The 14,997-nt window shown below is 62.5% G+C and carries 15 protein-coding genes; 9 read left to right on the forward strand and 6 right to left on the reverse strand.

Annotated features, from left to right (window positions below):
- The gene (gene dinG, locus AB4O09_RS24405; protein WP_003198440.1) at positions 1 to 2,145 is read right to left on the reverse strand and encodes an ATP-dependent DNA helicase DinG; all 2,145 of its coding nucleotides are present in this window, start codon (positions 2,143 to 2,145) and stop codon (positions 1 to 3) included.
- Between the two features lie 99 nt (positions 2,146 to 2,244).
- Here dinG and AB4O09_RS24410 point away from each other — a divergent pair, with 99 nt between their 5' ends.
- Positions 2,245 to 2,709, forward strand: coding sequence for a CopD family protein (locus AB4O09_RS24410; protein WP_003198438.1), 465 nt, complete (start codon positions 2,245 to 2,247; stop codon positions 2,707 to 2,709).
- Between the two features lie 126 nt (positions 2,710 to 2,835).
- Here AB4O09_RS24410 and AB4O09_RS24415 read toward each other — a convergent pair whose 3' ends face one another.
- The 4 genes from AB4O09_RS24415 to AB4O09_RS24430 all read right to left on the reverse strand — a co-directional run bounded on the left by AB4O09_RS24415 (position 2,836) and on the right by AB4O09_RS24430 (position 5,509).
- Complete coding sequence (locus tag AB4O09_RS24415; RefSeq protein WP_003198436.1) at positions 2,836 to 3,594, reverse strand: hypothetical protein; 759 nt, start codon at positions 3,592 to 3,594, stop codon at positions 2,836 to 2,838.
- Positions 3,587 to 3,859, reverse strand: coding sequence for a DUF1145 domain-containing protein (locus AB4O09_RS24420; protein WP_003198434.1), 273 nt, complete (start codon positions 3,857 to 3,859; stop codon positions 3,587 to 3,589). Before AB4O09_RS24420 ends, AB4O09_RS24415 begins: the two co-directional genes overlap by 8 nt.
- A gap of 138 nt (positions 3,860 to 3,997) precedes the next feature.
- Positions 3,998 to 4,723, reverse strand: coding sequence for an OmpA family protein (locus tag AB4O09_RS24425; protein WP_003198431.1), 726 nt, complete (start codon positions 4,721 to 4,723; stop codon positions 3,998 to 4,000).
- 90 nt (positions 4,724 to 4,813) lie between these two features.
- On the reverse strand, positions 4,814 to 5,509 hold the full coding sequence (locus tag AB4O09_RS24430) for an OmpA family protein (RefSeq protein WP_003198428.1): 696 nt from the start codon (positions 5,507 to 5,509) through the stop codon (positions 4,814 to 4,816).
- A gap of 191 nt (positions 5,510 to 5,700) precedes the next feature.
- Here AB4O09_RS24430 and AB4O09_RS24435 point away from each other — a divergent pair, with 191 nt between their 5' ends.
- The 4 genes from AB4O09_RS24435 (at position 5,701) to AB4O09_RS24450 (ending at position 7,453) form a co-directional block, all read left to right on the forward strand.
- A complete protein-coding gene (locus tag AB4O09_RS24435) occupies positions 5,701 to 6,198 on the forward strand; it encodes a DUF6231 family protein (protein ID WP_003198426.1) in 498 nt (165 codons plus the stop codon).
- Between the two features lie 2 nt (positions 6,199 to 6,200).
- A complete protein-coding gene (locus AB4O09_RS24440) occupies positions 6,201 to 6,689 on the forward strand; it encodes a YchJ family protein (RefSeq protein WP_003198424.1) in 489 nt (162 codons plus the stop codon).
- Between the two features lie 69 nt (positions 6,690 to 6,758).
- Positions 6,759 to 7,244, forward strand: a complete 486-nt coding sequence (locus AB4O09_RS24445) for an LEA/WHy family protein (RefSeq protein WP_003198422.1) — start codon at positions 6,759 to 6,761, stop codon at positions 7,242 to 7,244.
- 5 nt (positions 7,245 to 7,249) lie between these two features.
- The gene (locus AB4O09_RS24450; protein WP_003198420.1) at positions 7,250 to 7,453 is read left to right on the forward strand and encodes an SEC-C metal-binding domain-containing protein; all 204 of its coding nucleotides are present in this window, start codon (positions 7,250 to 7,252) and stop codon (positions 7,451 to 7,453) included.
- A 133-nt stretch (positions 7,454 to 7,586) separates the two neighbouring features.
- Here AB4O09_RS24450 and AB4O09_RS24455 read toward each other — a convergent pair whose 3' ends face one another.
- Positions 7,587 to 8,144 carry a cysteine hydrolase family protein gene (locus tag AB4O09_RS24455; protein ID WP_003198418.1) on the reverse strand — a complete coding sequence of 186 codons (558 nt, stop codon included), beginning with the start codon at positions 8,142 to 8,144 and terminating at the stop codon, positions 7,587 to 7,589.
- Positions 8,145 to 8,350: 206 nt separating this feature from the next.
- On the opposite strand from AB4O09_RS24455, the gene AB4O09_RS24460 reads away from it, so the two are divergent.
- The 4 genes from AB4O09_RS24460 to AB4O09_RS24475 all read left to right on the forward strand — a co-directional run bounded on the left by AB4O09_RS24460 (position 8,351) and on the right by AB4O09_RS24475 (position 14,973).
- Entirely contained in the window at positions 8,351 to 10,801 is a 2,451-nt protein-coding gene (locus tag AB4O09_RS24460; protein WP_038856013.1) for a penicillin acylase family protein, read from the forward strand.
- A 284-nt stretch (positions 10,802 to 11,085) separates the two neighbouring features.
- A complete protein-coding gene (locus tag AB4O09_RS24465; protein ID WP_003198413.1) occupies positions 11,086 to 12,117 on the forward strand; it encodes a ligase-associated DNA damage response exonuclease in 1,032 nt (343 codons plus the stop codon).
- Entirely contained in the window at positions 12,114 to 13,802 is a 1,689-nt protein-coding gene (locus AB4O09_RS24470) for an ATP-dependent DNA ligase (protein WP_027912087.1), read from the forward strand. Before AB4O09_RS24465 ends, AB4O09_RS24470 begins: the two co-directional genes overlap by 4 nt.
- A 388-nt stretch (positions 13,803 to 14,190) precedes the next feature.
- Positions 14,191 to 14,973, forward strand: coding sequence for a transporter substrate-binding domain-containing protein (locus AB4O09_RS24475; protein WP_003198409.1), 783 nt, complete (start codon positions 14,191 to 14,193; stop codon positions 14,971 to 14,973).
- Positions 14,974 to 14,997: the final 24 nt, after the last annotated feature.

The raw sequence follows: 14,997 nt of genomic DNA on the forward strand, positions 1-14,997 counted from the left end.
TCAGGAAATCTCCCGCCGAAACGGCGGCAGCGCGTTGAGGATCGCCTTGCCATAGCGCTGGGTTACCAGCCTGCGGTCGAGCAAGGTGATGGTGCCGCGGTCTTCCTCGGTGCGCAGCAGGCGGCCACACGCCTGGACCAGCTTCAGCGAAGCGTCCGGTACGGAAATTTCCATGAACGGGTTGCCGCCTCGGGCTTCGATCCACTCGGCCAGCGCGGCTTCCACCGGGTCATCGGGGACCGAGAACGGAATCTTGGCAATCACCACGTGCTCGCAATAGGCACCGGGCAAGTCCACGCCTTCGGCAAAACTCGCCAGGCCGAACAGCACGCTGGAATCCCCACCATCGACCCGCGCCTTGTGTTTGTTCAGGGTTTCCTGCTTCGACAGGTTGCCCTGGATGAACACCTGCTTGCGCCAGTCACGGTCAAGGCCATCGAACACGTCCTGCATCTGTTTGCGCGAGGAAAACAGCACCAGGGTGCCCCGTGAGCCTTCCACCAGTTCCGGCAGGTCGCGGATGATCGCCGCCGTGTGGGCAGCGGCATCCCGCGGATCGGCCTTGAGGTCCGGCACCCGCAGCACGCCGGCGTCGGCGTGGTGGAAGGGGCTCGGGACCACGGCGGTCACGGCTTTCTTCGGCAGGCCGGCGCGCATGCGGAAGCGGTCGAACGTGCCCAGGGCGGTCAGCGTGGCGGACGTCACCAGCGCGCCATAGGCCACGTTCCACAGGTTGCGACGCAGCATTTCCGCCGCCAGGATCGGGCTGGCATTGACCTCTATATCGAACAGCGAACCGCTTTCGGCCAGGGTCAGCCACCGCGCCATTGGCGGGTTGTCTTCCGGGTCTTCGGCGGTGAAGGCCGTCCACAGTTCCCAGTTGCCTTGTGAGCGGGACAACAGGCTGCCAAACAGCGGGTACCACTCCTCGGCCTGGTTGCTGGCGATTCCGATGTTGACCTCGCCATCCATGCCTTCCTTGAGCAGGTCGGTCAGGCGCGTGAACAGGTCGGTCAGGCGTGCGAAACCTTTCTTGAGCTCGATGCCCATTTCGCGCATGTGCTCGGGGATCACCCCGCCGACAAACCGATGGCGTGGCCGCTCGCGGCCCTCGACGTCTTCGCCGGGCTTGAAGTCGGCCACCTGCTCGCAAGCGGTGAACATGAACTGCTGGTTCGTCTTGATTTCCCGCGCCAGCTCCGGCACTTGCTCGATGAACTTGCCCAGGTCGCCCGGCAATGGATGCTGGGCCAACAGTTTGGTGAGGTTCTTGGCAGTGGTTTCCAGCCAGTCGGCGGTGGAGCGCAGCCGGGTGTAATGGGCGAAATGGCCGATGGCCTTGTCCGGCAGGTGGTGACCTTCGTCGAACACGTAGATCGTGTCGCGCGGGTCCGGCAGCACCGCACCACCGCCCAGGGCCAGGTCGGCCAGCACCATGTCGTGGTTGGTGACGATGACGTCGACCTTGCCCATGCCTTCGCGAGCCTTGTAGAAGGCGCACTGGCCGAAGTTCGGGCAATGCCGGTTGGTGCACTGGCTATGATCGGTGGTCAGGCGGGACCAGTCGGCGTCTTCCAGGGCCGTGGACCAGCTGTCGCGGTCGCCGTCCCATTTATTGCCGGCCAGCTTCTCGATCATGCTGGTGAACAGCTTCTGGCTGGCCTCATCGACTTCAATCTTGAAGCCTTCTTCTTCGAACAACTGGGCCGTGGCGGTCTGCGCGTGGCCTTCCTGGAGCAACATGTCGAGCTTGGAAAGGCACATGTAGCGCCCACGGCCCTTGGCCAGCGCGAACGTGAAATTCAGCCCGCTATTGCGCATCAGGTCGGGCAGGTCCTTGTAGACGATCTGCTCCTGCAGGGCGACGGTGGCCGTGGCGATCACCAGGCGTTTGCCGGCGGCCTTGGCAGTGGGAATCGCCGCCAGGCTGTAGGCCACGGTCTTGCCGGTACCGGTGCCGGCCTCCACCGCCACGATAGCGGGCTCGCCACTGCGCCGACCTTCGTCGTCGGTGTCGATGTCACCCAGGACTTTTGCCACTTCGGCAATCATCAGGCGCTGGCCATATCGCGGCTTGAGGCTCTTGGCTTCGAGAAAACGCGAATAGGCGCCCTGGATCGTGGTTTTGAGTTCGGTGCTGATCATGTATGGTCGGGCGCTAAAAACGCTGGATAAATTTTCAGTGGTTCGGATCGGCGGCTATCATACCCCGCTAATGAATCCTGCGCAGAACGGAGTAACCCAATGACACCCTTTGCCCTCGTCTACACCCTGCATTTACTGGCGGCCCTGGTCTGGGTCGGCGGCATGTTCTTCGCCTGGATGATCCTGCGCCCCGCCGCAATGACGGCGCTTGAGGGCCCTGCCCGGCTCAAGCTGTGGGTAGAAGTGTTTCAGCGTTTTTTCGTCTGGGTCTGGGTCGCCGTGGTGCTTTTACCGATCAGCGGTGTAGGCCTGATCCATGTGCGCTTCGCCGGTTTCGAAACCGCGCCGCGGTACGTGCAGGTGATGATGGGGTTGTACGTGGTGATGACAGCGCTGTTTATCCGCATCCAAGGCCTGCAGCTGCCGGCATTGCGTAGCGCCGTGACGGCGCAGGACTGGCCGGCGGGTGCGGCGGTGCTGGGGAAGATTCGGCGGTTGGTGGGGATCAACCTGTTGATCGGCTTGCTGGTGGTGGCGATTGGCGCGGCGCGACCGATGTTCTGAAAAGATTGTACAAGACCCTGTGGGAGCGAGCTTGCTCGCGATAGCGGTGGATCAGTCAGCCTTATGTGACTGACATACCACTATCGCGAGCAAGCTCGCTCCCACAGGTTCAGATCAGGTTTTTCTTCAGAACCGCTGCACCGTTACCACCCCAGCCGCTCCGGCAGGCCCAGGCTGACCGTCAGCGCCAGGACGACCGCTTTTGCCGCCGTCAGCGGTATAGACCAGGCAGCCCTTGGCCTTGCCTCCCGCCCCGGGTTTGCCGCCGTGCCCCGCCGCGCCACCGGCACCGCCGTCCACCGTCACTTTGATCTGCTCGGCAGGATAGGCGCGGGGCAGTTCAAGGCGTACCAGCGCACCGGCCGCACCCGGCTGGCCATCGCTGCCATTGCTGCCGTCGGCCCCGCGACCGGCCGAACCCCAGGTGCAACCCGGCGCCTGGCCATTGGCGCCGTCAAGACCGACGAAACCCGGCGCACCGGTACCACCGCGGGCATCCACCGACAACAGCGGCGCATTCAAGGCATTGAAACGCAGGTTGAGATCGCGCCCAGGCCGCGCGGCCTTGGTATAGGTACCCGGTGCGCCGCGTGAAGTGATCTGGCTGCCCTCGGCCAGCTCAGCCTGGGCCACTTTCATTTCCAATACCTGCTGCGCCGGCACGATGGCGATCCGCGCCTCACGTCCCAGGTGCAATTGATCGATGGTCAGTTCAGTGACATTGGAAGGCACCAGCAGCGTGCCGTAGTCGGCCACGTCCAGTCGCTCGAGGGCCAGGGTGCTGGTGGTGTTGGGCAGGCGCATCAACGAATGGCTTTCGACCTGGACCACCTGGGCCGAAGCCCACGGGCATACGAGTGCGGCGAGCAGACACAATTTACGCATGGGAAGCCTCTGGCGCGGTCGGGAGGGTTTGCAAATGGAAGATACCGAACAGCAGCACTCTGAGGCGATCACGACCTGGCGCGGGGCGGCCACGGAAACTGGCCCTGAACAACAGCAGTTCCAGCACATGGAGCACCAGCAAAAACGCGCCGGCGACGTTGACCAGCAGATGCAGCGGATGGACGAACGGCACGACCAGATTGACCAGCACCACCAGCCAGAACAACAGGGTCAGCAAGCGCCCCAGCCCCCAAAACACCTTCATATGCCCCCCTGATCGGGAATTATTCTTTGCGCGCACAGTAACGGCTTGCGCGCAGGATAAGCCAGAGGGTCAGGCAAATTTAATCTAACCTGAGCCCCGGCTCGCCTTCCCGACGACCCGGTAGCCCTGGCCCGCGCTTCAACGCTGGATATGCAGCTCGACCCGACGGTTCTGCGCCCGTCCTTCGTCGGTCTCATTGTCGGCCACCGGCTCGCTTTCGCCTTTGCCTTCGCTGGTGAGTTTGTCGGGGGCCAGCCCCTGGGTCAGCAAATACTCCACGACGCTGCTGGCCCGACGTTCAGACAGCCCCTGGTTATAGGCATCACTGCCGACACTGTCGGTGTGACCCACGACCCGGATGCTGGCGACATTGGCATGGCTGAGCTTGCCCATCAGCCCATCGAGCTGGCTTCGAGCTTCTGCGGTGAGGTCGGATTTGTCGAAATCGAACAGTACCTTGCCGGCATCGTTGAGGGTGATGACCTCGCTAGCCGGTGCTTCAGGCTCCACAGGTGGGGCACTGGCCGGGTATTGCGGCACCGGGCAACCGTGATGTTCGACAGGGGTATTGGCCGGTGTATCAGGGCAACGGTCGCGGCGGTCGAACACCCCGTCGTCGTCTTCATCGCCATCCTGGGCGTAGCAGATCAAACCACCGCCCAGCAGCCCCAACGCGGCGCCACCGGCGGCCCAACCGCTGCTTTCAATGGCCCCCAACCCGCCACCGACCAGGCCGCCGATCAGGCTACAGATTGGCCAGGTGCGTTGATTGAGAGGTGCGCTGCCGTCGCTGTGAGTGGCGCAACCGGACAACAGACTGCTCGCCAGCAGTACCGGTAAGGCGGCCCTGATTAGAACGTTCATGATGAAGGCTCCTGTGTCACCGGCCCATACCGGTCACACAGGAGTAAAGACCCGCATCCGCAACTCCACAAGCCGCGGATGGCAAGGGTTTCAACGGTTTATCTTGATTTCCGTGCGACGGTTCATCGCGCGGCCGTCGGCGGTCTTGTTATCGGCCACCGGCTGGCTCTCACCGGCGCCGGACACCGAGACAAAACTGGCACGCGGTACGCCGTTGTCGACCAGGTACTGCACCACCGAGTTGGCCCGCTTCTCCGACAACCGTTGGTTGTAGGCATCGCTGCCGACACTGTCGGTATGGCCGGTGACCCGCAGTTGCGTGGTGGACGTTTCCTGTTTCAGCCGGGTCGCAACGCCGCTCAGGACATCTTTGTCGGCTGGGGTCAGCGTGGCTTTGTTGAACTCAAAGTGCACGTCGCGGATCACGATGGTTTCTTCCTTGACCACTGGAGGCTCTTCAGCCATTGGCGGTGGTGCGGGAGGTGGGCAACCGTCGGCATCGACCTGCACGCCCTTCGGTGTGCCCGGGCACTTGTCGCGGCTGTCCGGCACGCCATCGCCGTCTTCATCGCCATCGCCGTGCACCCAGCAATAAGCCGCCGCCATGCCACCGACGAACAGCGCGCCGCCGCCAGCCCAGGAACTACTTTCGGTGGCGCCCAAGCCTGCGCCGATCACACCGCCGACGGCGGCACAGGTCGGCCAGTCGGTTTTCTGCAAACCTGCGCAACCAGTCAACACACTGGTTAGCAGAACCAGGGGTAACGCTGTCCGAACTATGCTCATCGGTTTTCTCCTTGAGGGATCGGCTTGTCGCCGATTCAGGGGAGTAAAGACCCGTCTTCGAATCTGCGCCAGCCTGAGTAATCGCGGGTTTTCGCCCCGTGTTTGCGAAGATTCCGCACGTTCAGGGACAAACCGCTCTAGGCCACGATGTCCGGGCAGGCTATCGTGGTGGTTCTGACTGAGGAACTTCGATGACCGTTGCCATTTCTGCGCGTACGCCCCAGCAAGCCTTGGCGGCCGTGCTTGACCGTTATGCCCCGCAAAAACTGCTATTGATCGGTGCCAGCGGCTTTCCCGCGCTCGAAGCATTCCAGCAGGCCCATCCCGACACCGAAGTGGTCCACGCCAGCCCCGGCGCACTGCCGACGGAGGTGGCGGCGCGGCGTTTTGACCTGGCCCTGGCGCTCGATTGCCTGGAGCATTTGCCCAAGCGCGAGGGTCTGAACCTGTTGGGTGGCATCCGCAATCTCAATGCCAGCCGCATCGCCGTGCTGGCAGACCTCAACGCCTGCGGCTGGCAAGAGACGGACTTTTTTTCCCTGGCCCTGCAAGCCAGCGAGCGATTCCAGCGCGAAGATCAGGTCCTGACCCTGTTTACCTACGATCTGCTTGAATACAAACAGGTCCCCGACTGGCTCAACTCGCGCTTTTGGGCCAACCCGGAAAATTTTGGAAAATACTGGTGGTAACCGTGAACACAAGCCCGCACACACCCATTTGCCCCTGCGGCAGTGGAAACCCACTGGACGCCTGCTGCGGCCACTACCACGACGGTCACCCGGCGCCCTGCGCCGAAGCCTTGATGCGCTCGCGCTACAGCGCCTATGTGCTGGGGCTGGTTGATTACCTGGTCGCCACCACCCTGCCCGCCCAGCAGCCAGGCCTCGATCGCCAGTCGATCAGCGAGTGGAGCGCCAACAGCACCTGGTTGGGGCTGGAAGTGGAAAGCAGCGAAGTGCTCGGTGGTCAACCGGAACACGCCTTTGTCACGTTCACGGCACGCTGGCACGACGGCCAGGGCGAGCACAGCCACCGCGAGCAGTCCTCCTTCGTACAGAACAGCGGGCGCTGGTACTTCATCGACCCGACCGTACCGGTCAAGACCGGCCGCAACGACGGCTGCCCTTGCGGTAGCGGGCATAAATTCAAAAAGTGCTGCGCCGGCTACTTCAATCGTTGATCTCGCAAATGTCCGACACTCATCCATCGGCCCATGGGGCTAGACTGGGGGTAAACCAGAGGCTCGGACATGACCGCCACATCACTCCTGCTGCGCATCACCTGCCTGCTGCTGTTCGTCGGGCTCGGCGGTTGCGCGTCCTGGCAAGGTGAAGAAGCCCCTGAACCACAGGTGCACCTGGTCAAGGTCGAGGTGGTGCGGGCCCGGCTGCTGGAACAGAAGTTCATGCTGCACTTTCGCGTCGATAACCCCGGCGACAGCGACCTGACCGTTCGCGGCCTGACATACCGCATCCACCTGGGCGACCTGTTGCTGACCGAAGGTGAGCATGAACACTGGTTCACCGTGAGCCCCCGGCACAGCGCCTACTTCAAGGTGCCGATCCGCACCAACCTGTGGCCGCAGGTGCGGCAGGTGGTGAAGTTGCTGGAGAAACCCCGGGAACAGATCCCCTATCGTCTGGAAGGTGAGCTGGAAACCGGATTATTCATCGCTCACTACGTGCACCTGGAACGCAATGGCGTGATAATCGCCGCCGATTTTATTGCGGAGTAACCCCGATGACCCAACAACCCCACGTCCATGGCCCTGATTGCAACCACGATCACGACCATCATCACGATCATGACCACGGCCATGTCCACGGTCCGAACTGCGGCCACGCCCACCAGGAACCGGTGCGCAACGCCCTGAAGGATGTCGGCCGCAACGACCCTTGCCCGTGCGGCAATGGCAAGAAATTCAAGAAGTGCCACGGGGCTTGAGGGTCCGGGCGAAAAACCTTTTCGCCTGCTAGACCGTCATCGCGAGCAAGCTCGCTCCCACAGGAGATTTGCGAAGAATCAATGTGGGAGCGAGCCTGCTCGCGATGAGGCCGGCACATTCAGCACCTGTCTGTCAGCCCGCCTGCAAAATCCGCTTCACAGCAACCACCGTCGCATACTCGCCATGCAAGTTGCCCAGGGACATGGCATGCACGTCGGCCGCCGAACGGGCGTTGCCGAAGTAATCGCTCTTGTCGAAGGTAAAGCAGGCATCCTCGACCACCCACGTGTCGAATCCCAGGTTGCCGGCCGTACGCGCCGTGGACTCCACCGAGTTGTGCGTCGCCACGCCGACGATCACCAGTTGCCCGATGCCCGCCCTGCGCAGGTCTTCCTCCAGGCGCGTGCCACTGAACGCATCCGGTACTTGTTTCTGCACCAGCCCTTCCCCCGCCAGCGGTTCGAACCGTGGCTGGACCTCCACGCCCGACTGCCCCGGCCAGAACACCGAGTCCGGCGAGCGGGACAAGTGGTGGACGTGAATCACCGGTCGTGCCGTGTGTCGCCATAAAGCCAGTAGCTCGAGCATGCGCAGCTCTGCCTCGGGATTGTTGCGAGGGCCGAGCCTGGGATGAAGGATGCCTTTTTGTTGATCGATGAGGATCAGCGCTGCGTTGTGTTGTAGCTCCATGCCGGTTTTCTCTTCTCGATCACTGAATCTTCCACACTTGAGCATCACCTCTTCCTACAGGCAAGCCTTCGAGCAAAAGCGATGCCCCAGCCCCGGAGTTTCATCGCCAAACCAACAAATAACCCTCGCCCCGCTTGCGCGGCCCCCTCCTGCTCACTAACGTAGCGCCTTTATTGGTGCCACCCCCCTCCCGCAGGAGCTTTGCCATGGCCTCGCCAGCCTCTATTTCCCTTATCCCCCGGCTCGGCGTTGCCGCCGCAGTGGCCAGTGTGCTCGGCTTGAGCGGATGCCAGACCTGGAATGCCCAGGACACTGTCCCACCGACTTCCGGTGTGCAACCGCTCAAGGGGCTGGCGCAGAACGTCTCGGTCCGGCGCAATGCCACGGGCATGCCGCTGATCGAAAGCAACAGCTTCCATGACGCCCTGTTCACCCTCGGCTACGTCCACGCCAGCGATCGCATCACCCAGATGGTGACCCTGCGCCTGCTGGCCCAGGGGCGGCTGGCAGAGATGTCCGGCGCCGAACGGCTGGACGTCGACCGCTACATGCGCGCCGTCAACCTGAAGAAAAACGCCGACGAGCTGTACAAGGCGTCTTCGCCACGGCTCAAGCGCTTCTTCGAAGTCTATGCCCGCGGCGTCAACGCCTACCTGTTCCGCTACCGCGACAAGTTGCCGTCGGACCTGGCCGCCACCGGCTACAAACCCGAATACTGGAAACCGGAAGACTCGGCGCTGATGTTCTGCCTGCTGAATTTCAGCCAGTCAGCCAACCTGCCGGAAGAAATCGCCAGCCTGGTACTGGCCCAGACCGTCACCAATGACAAACTCGCCTGGCTGAGCCCGTCCTATCCAGACGAACCACTGCCCATGGCCGAGGCCGACAAACTCCAGGGCTTGCGACTCAATGGCCAGATTCCGGGCCTGAACGAGATCAGCAAGGCCACCAGCCAGTTGGCCGAGCTGAACCTTTTGAGCGCTGCGTCTTCGAGTAACTTGGCCATCGCGCCGCAACGCAGCCGCAGCGGCAAGAGCCTGTTGGCCAGCGACAGCCATGGGCCGCTGGGCATGCCGGGGCTGTGGAGCCCCGTACAGATCCGCGCGCCCAAGTACCAGGCGGCCGGGATTTCCGTGGCGGGGATCCCGATGATCCTGGCCGGGTTCAACGGCAAAGTGGCCTGGAGCATGACCAGCGTACTGGGGGACAACCAGGACCTGTTCCTGGAAAAAATCCGCCGCCAGGGCAACAGCCTGTCCTATGAGGTCAACGGCAAATGGCAGCCAGCGATCGTGCGCAACGAAACCTATTTCATCAAAGGCCAGCGGCCGATTCGTGAAGCGGTGTTCGAGACCCGTCACGGCCCGCTGCTCAACAGCGCCCAGGGCCCGGCCATGGCCAACGGCTTTGGCCTGGCCTTGCAGACGCCGAGCTTGAGCGACGACAAGACTTTGGATGCCTTCTTCGACCTGTCCCGGGCGCAGACCGTCGAGAAAGCCTCCGACGCCAGCCGGGAAATCCGCGCCATGGCGGTGAACCTGGTATTTGCCGACGCCAGCCATATCGGCTGGCAAGTCACCGGTCGCTATCCAAACCGCCGCGAAGGCGAAGGCCTGTTGCCGTCGCCGGGTTGGGACGGTCGCTACGATTGGGACGGTTACGCCGACCCGATGCTGCACCCTTATGATCAGGACCCGGCCCAGGGCTGGCTTGGCACGGCCAACCAACGGGTCATCCCACACGGCTATGGCATGCAGCTGTCCAACTCGTGGGCCGCACCGGAGCGTGGCGAACGCATGGCCGAGCTGGCCGGCGCGGGCAAGCACGACACTCGCAGCCTGACCGCCATGCAATATGACCAAGGCACGACGTTCGCGGCCAAGCTCAAGAAAGTCTTCGAAGCACCGGGCATGGCCCAGCCGCTCAAACAGGCGATCGAAGCCCTGCCGGTGGCTGACCGGGCCAAGGCCCGCGAGGCCTACACTCGCTTGATGGCATTTGATGGCCGGCTCAGCCCGACCTCCGCCGACGCGGCGATCTATGAGCTGTTCCTGCAGGAAAGCATGAAGCAGATTTTCCTCGACGAACTGGGCCCGGACAGCAGCCCGGCGTGGAAGGCGCTGGTCGCCAACGGCCAATTGTCCTACTCGGCCCAGGCCGATCATCTGCTGGGGCGTGAAGACAGCCCGTTCTGGGACGATGTGCGCACACCTCAGAAAGAAGACAAGGCCGTCATCCTCGCCCGCAGCCTGGCCGCCACCATCAGCGCCGGTGAAAGCCAGTTGGGCGGTGATCGCAAGGCTTGGCAGTGGGGCCAGTTGCATCGCTACGCGTGGAAGAACAGCAACAGCCAGATCGTACGCGGCCCGCTGCCGGCCGGTGGCGACGCCAGCACGCTCAACACCGCAGCGTTCGCTGGGGGGCAGGACTTCAACACCACCCTGGCGCCAGCCATGCGCTTTATCATCGACTTCGGCCAGCCTGAACCGTTGATGATCCAGGATGGTGCCGGACAGTCCGGCAACCCGGTCAGCCCGAACTACGCCAATGGCATCGATCCATGGATCAAGGGGCAGTACCAGAGCCTGCCGTTGCAATCGCAGAATTTCGATCGGGGCTATGGCAAGTCGCGGTTGACCCTGGTGCCTGGCAAATAACAGCAGGCTGTTCATTGCCCTGTAGGAGCTGCCGAAGGCTCGGGCCGCGTTCGGACGATCTTTTGATCTTTCGCTTGAGATTCAAGCGTCAGGGGAAAGATCGCAGCCTCGTTGCACTCGTCAGCTCCTACAGTCCCACAGGCCAGCGGGGCGGGGCGACGTTTTGCTAGATTTCCTCGCCACATTTGTCCATCCCATCACCCGATCCTGCCCCCCGAAAATCCGATAGAACTTCTCCCCTTACCCTCGCCTCTACCTGACAAGCCCATCGCTCCGGTGACTGCATGGATCTTGTCATTGCCCGCCCCGAAGGCTTGTACTGTCCGCCCGGGGATTTCTACATCGACCCGTGGCGTGCGGTGGAACGTTCGGTCATCACCCACGCCCACGGCGACCATGCCCGCAGCGGCAACCAACACTACCTGGCAGCGGCACCCGGCGAAGGCATTCTGCGTTCACGCCTGGGCCAGGACATCAACCTGCAAACCCTGCCCTACGGCGAACGCCTGTCGCATCATGGCGTGACCTTGAGCTTTCACCCCGCCGGCCATGTGCTGGGCTCGGCCCAGGTGCGGCTGGAATATCAAGGCGAGGTCTGGGTGGCGTCGGGGGATTACAAAGTCGAGCCTGACGGCACCTGCACCCCGTTCGAGCCGGTGAAATGCCATACCTTCATCACTGAATCGACCTTCGGCCTGCCAATCTACCGCTGGCAGCCCCAGGCGCAGATCTTCGAAGAGATCAACCAGTGGTGGCGCGGGAACATCGCCGCCGGCCGAGCCAGCGTGTTGTTCTGCTATTCCTTCGGCAAGGCCCAGCGGATTCTTCACGGCATCGATGAAAGCCTCGGCCCGATCCTGGCCCATGGGGCGGTGGAGCCACTGAACCGGGTCTACCGCGAGGCCGGTGTTCACCTGCCGCCGACAATTTATGCCAGCGACATCAACAAGAACGACCCGATCATGGGCCGGGCGCTGGTCATCGCCCCGCCCTCTGCCGGTGGCAGCAGCTGGATGCGCCGCTTCGGCGACTACAGCGACGCCTTCGCCAGCGGCTGGATGCGCCTGCGCGGTACGCGGCGGCGGCGCGGCGTGGACCGGGGTTTTGTGCTGTCCGACCACGCCGACTGGCCTGGCCTGCTCTGGGCCATCGAACAGACCGGCGCCGAGCGGGTGATGGTCACGCACGGCTCGGTAAGCGTGCTGGTGCGCCATCTCTGCGAGCAAGGCCTCGACGCCCAGGGGTTCAGTACCGAATACGGTGACGATGAAGAAGACCTCGCCACGGCCACCGACAGCGGTGAGGAGGCGTCATGAAAGCCTTCGCCGAGCTGTACGCCGAACTGGACGCCACCACCTCAAGCAATGCCAAGCTTGCCGCCATGCAAGCCTATTTCACCAAGGCCTCGCCTCAGGACGCGGCGTGGGCCGTGTACTTCCTGTCCGGCGGGCGACCACGGCAACTGGTGCCGGTAAAAATCCTGCGGGAGTTGGCGGTCCAGGTATCCGGGTTGTCGCTCTGGCTGTTCGAGGAAAGTTATCAGGCCGTGGGCGACCTGGCCGAAACCATTTCGCTGGTATTACCCGAATCGCCCCATAGCTCCGATGAAGGCCTGGCGCTGTGGATCGAAGAGAAGCTGCTGCCGTTGCGCGGTGAGTCGCCCGAAATCCTGGCTGAACAGCTCCCGGCGCTGTGGGCGCAACTCGATCGGCCGAGCCTGATGCTGTGCATCAAGCTCATTACCGGCAGCTTTCGCGTCGGCGTGTCAAAACTGCTGGTAACCCGGGCCCTGGCCGGCATGGCCAACCTGGACAGCAAGCGGGTGGCCCAACGCCTGGTGGGCTACACCGACCTGTCCCATCGTCCGACGGCCGCCAGTTACCTCAAGCTGATCGCGGCCGAATCCGCCGATGAACATGCCCAGCGCGGCGGCCAGCCTTATCCGTTTTTCCTGGCCCATGCCCTGTCTGCCCCAGTGGAGCAATTCGACACCCTGCTGGGACCGGCCAACGACTGGCAGGTGGAATGGAAATGGGACGGCATCCGTTCCCAGGTGATCAAGCGCGATGGCCATTTATGGGTCTGGTCTCGAGGCGAAGAACTGGTGACCGAGCGCTTCCCCGAACTGCACGCCCTGGCGCAGGTACTGCCCGACGGTACCGTGATCGATGGCGAAATCGTGGTGTGGAAAACCGCCCGACCGGTGACCGGGGACGCCTTCGACCCGGACGCGCCGTTGCAGCCGGCGGTGCAACCCTTCGCCCTGTTGCAACAGCGCATCGGTCGCAAGACCCTGGGCAAGAAAATCCTCGAGGATGCCCCGGTAGTGGTGATGGCCTACGACCTGCTGGAATGGCAAGGCGAGGACTGGCGCAGCCGCCCCCAGGCCGAGCGCCGCGAACGGCTGGAAGCGCTGATCGCCCGTGTTCACAGCCCGGTGTTGTTGCCATCGCCGACGGTCACCGGCCAGGACTGGTTCGACCTCGCCCGGCAACGTGAAGCCTCTCGCCGCCTCGGTGTCGAGGGCATGATGCTCAAGGCTCGCAACGCGCTATACGGCGTCGGTCGCACCAAGGACATGGGCGTGTGGTGGAAATGGAAGATCGACCCCTTCAGCGTCGACGCGGTGCTGATCTACGCCCAGCGCGGCCACGGCCGGCGCGCCAGCCTGTACAGCGACTACACCTTCGCCGTATGGGACAACCCGCCGGACAGTCGCGAGCGCACGCTGGTGCCGTTTGCCAAGGCTTATTCAGGGCTGACCGATGCAGAAATGCGCCAGGTCGACAGCATCGTGCGCAAGACCACCGTGGAGAAGTTCGGCCCGGTGAGCAGCGTCACGCCCACCCTGGTGTTCGAACTGGGTTTCGAAGGCATCGCCCTGTCCAATCGCCACAAGAGCGGGATCGCGGTGCGTTTTCCACGGATGTTGCGCTGGCGCCAGGATAAAACCGTCGAAGAGGCAGATACCTTGGCAACGCTTCAGGACCTGCTGAAATAGCGCGGTACGCTCTTTGTGGCGAGGGGATTTATCCCCGCTGGGCTGCGAAGCGGCCCCCAAAAAGCCTGAGATGAACAACCTGACACTCCGAGGCGACTGACTGTTGGGGCTGCTGCGCAGCCCAACGGGGATAAATCCCCTCGCCACAAATAATTGCTCACCCCATAGTGTTTCCCAAACAACGCACGCTCCATCCCGGTGCATCTTTTGATGTACGCTCATCCCCGCGCACCATCGCATTCCGTTGCCAGCCGTCGAAGCTTTTAAAACACTTGTTCGGCACTCTGGTTCGGAAATTGCTACCTTTATGCCGTCATACCGTTCTCGCCTTCACCGGTAACAATACTTACGCGCCACAAGCGCTCATATTGGTTTTAGGGATTGAATAATGAAAAAAGCACTGCTGACCCTTTCTGCACTGGCGTTGTGCATGGCTGCTGGCGTCGCCACGGCCAAGGAATACAAGGAACTGCGTTTTGGTGTCGATCCTTCCTACGCCCCGTTTGAGTCCAAAGCCGCCGACGGCAGCCTGGTCGGTTTCGACATCGATCTGGGCAACGCGATCTGCGCAGAGCTGAAGGTCAAATGCAAATGGGTCGAAAGCGATTTCGACGGCATGATCCCAGGCCTCAAGGCCAATAAATTCGACGGCGTGATCTCCTCCATGACCGTTACCCCGGCTCGCGAAAAAGCCATCGACTTCTCCAGCGAGCTGTTCTCCGGCCCAACGGCCTATGTCTTCAAGAAGGGCTCGGGCCTGAGCGAAGACGTTGCCTCGCTCAAAGGCAAGACCGTCGGCTACGAGCAAGGCACCATCCAGGAAGCCTACGCCAAGGCCGTGCTGGACAAGGCCGGCGTCAAGACCCAGGCCTACCAGAACCAGGACCAGGTTTATTCCGACCTGACCTCCGGCCGCCTCGATGCAGCGATCCAGGACATGCTGCAGGCCGAATTGGGCTTCCTGAAATCGCCAAAAGGCGAAGGCTATGAAATCAGCAAGCCGGTGGACAGCGAGCTGTTGCCCGCCAAGACCGCGATCGGTATCAAGAAAGGTAACAGTGAGCTGAAGGCACTTTTGGATAAAGGTATCAAAGCGTTACACGACGACGGCAAATACGCCGAGATCCAGAAAAAACACTTTGGCGATCTGAATCTGTACAGCGGCAAATAATGCGCTGCGCCCATCCGGTCTCGG

It is taken from the genome of Pseudomonas sp. H1_F01 (genome assembly GCF_054681425.1).